The 1,829-nt window shown below is 38.2% G+C and carries 2 protein-coding genes; one reads left to right on the top strand and one right to left on the bottom strand.

All coding sequences use genetic code 11. The features are described from left to right. Window positions 1-11: 11 nt before the first annotated feature. On the top strand, window positions 12-122 hold the full coding sequence (locus AK963_RS32745; protein ID WP_338011567.1) for an aldehyde dehydrogenase family protein: 111 nt from the start codon (window positions 12-14) through the stop codon (window positions 120-122). Window positions 123-583: 461 nt separating this feature from the next. On the opposite strand, the gene AK963_RS28435 is transcribed toward AK963_RS32745, so the two are convergent. Beyond that, the gene (locus AK963_RS28435) at window positions 584-1,498 is read right to left on the bottom strand and encodes a hypothetical protein (RefSeq protein ID WP_066018652.1); all 915 of its coding nucleotides are present in this window, start codon (window positions 1,496-1,498) and stop codon (window positions 584-586) included. Between the last annotated feature and the right edge of the window lie 331 nt (window positions 1,499-1,829).

Raw genomic sequence — 1,829 nt, 5'->3', positions numbered from 1 at the left:
ATGGCGGAGATATGACGATGCCGTTTGGCGGTTATAAGCAGTCAGGCAACACCCGTGATAAGGCATTTACCGGGTTTGAAAAATACACACAGATCAAATCAACGTGGATTGCCTTGGGGTAACATGCAGGAAAGCCCTCAAAACTGAGGGCGTTTCAGGATAAAAACTATGGATCGAATCCACTTTGGACAAGTGCCCCGCAACAGCCGGGGCGAGATAAGCTATCAGGTCATACCTTCGGTGATGATAAAAGCCATGGTGGCCTAGGTGAGCTCAAACCATTGAACCCTGAAGGGGATGAAATGAGCTGCCAATTCCGGTAGCTTAATTCTATGCACAGATGTTCCAGACCCAAGCGGCAAAGTGGGAATAATAACAACCGCAGTCAGAGCCGGGAGCGCTTCTTATCAGACTTCACGCCCCGGTGATCTGGCCGACTGGCCTCCGTTAGGGGCTATTTCTGTTTTTTTTGTGGAGTGGTTTGGTAGTTGGTTTCAGTTGTCTATGAGGTTAGCGCCAAATTCAGCGTCACTAGCGGAGCGAGTGTCCGCTGGAATTTTTTGTTAGCCGCGGACTCATAAACCTAAAATGGAATAGAATCAATAATCTTTTGAGAATTTGATTCTGCTGAGAAAAAGTTGTTAATAGCTTCAATTTTGATTGCATCTCCACAACAACTTTGACAGGCTCTGAAACCAATTTCTTCAAGAATCGGTGCGCTAAATTCAAACTCAGGATTTAGCGTCGCTCTACAATATTCTTGAACTAAACGATTTAAACTTTTCTTATAATTGTGCCACTTATGTAAATCACTTTCCTTGTCATCAATGATTAAAGAGAAATTTCCATTATTGTCATGCTTTTTGGCTTTATATGTAGCATACCCAAACTTCTTAACCTCATTCTCAGTTTCAGTAGATGAATGGCGAAAAGTATTCATTTCCTCAAGCAGTTTATCAATTTCATATTCAATTTCTTGAGGTGATAACAATATAAGGCCATCTAATTTTTGTGAACCAGAATTATCAGCCTCCACATGTTCAAGGTCAAATATTTTAACCTTAAGCTTTAATTCAACAAGCGCCATAAATGCAGGCCGATTATTTTCATACAATGCAACATTCTTTTTATATAATTCACGAAACAATACAACCGCATCATGCCCCTTTACTCGAACAGGCTCTGGAATAAAAACATTTTCAAACCGAGACTTCAAATTTATACATTCTGAGTCTTTATGATAAGCAGGAGGCGTATAGTATACATATCGGTCATTATCCACAGAAACCTGCTTAATATAAGCTTCCTTTAAAATTTCACCAGGCTCTTCCATTGCTGTTTGGTATAATTTCAACCATCTCAACTCATAAAAATTCAAAATAGCAGAAAGATTTCTATTCAGAGCTGACTTCTCAGTAAGCTTCACTTTCTCCAAGTCAATTTTCTTTAAGAAACTGTTAAAGTTATATTGAGTTATATAAACAGAGTCATCACTCATTCTTTATACATCCAAATGAAAAAAACAACTTAATAAATAAACAACTAAAGATTTAGAGAAAAATAATATTTATAAATACATAAAATTTTGATTCGGCGGTTAACGCCGCATTAAAGTGTGAGCGCCGGCTATACTTGAACTTGAGCGAAGCGAAAACGCCAAGCGTTGCGAATCACTCTTAAATGCTTTGTTATGATTTTATCTGGGAATGTAATTTAAATTGTGTAAACGCTTGTCGTTAATACTCCAAAATGGAGAATAACAATGAGCGTTGAAATCAACGAAAAACTGGTAGATCAAATAGCCAGTCAGATTAAAACTCAGGATGATC

The organism is Endozoicomonas atrinae, assembly GCF_001647025.1.
GTDB classification, from domain to species: Bacteria; Pseudomonadota; Gammaproteobacteria; order Pseudomonadales; family Endozoicomonadaceae; genus Endozoicomonas; species Endozoicomonas atrinae.
This window is presented reverse-complemented; position numbering and strand designations above follow the sequence as displayed.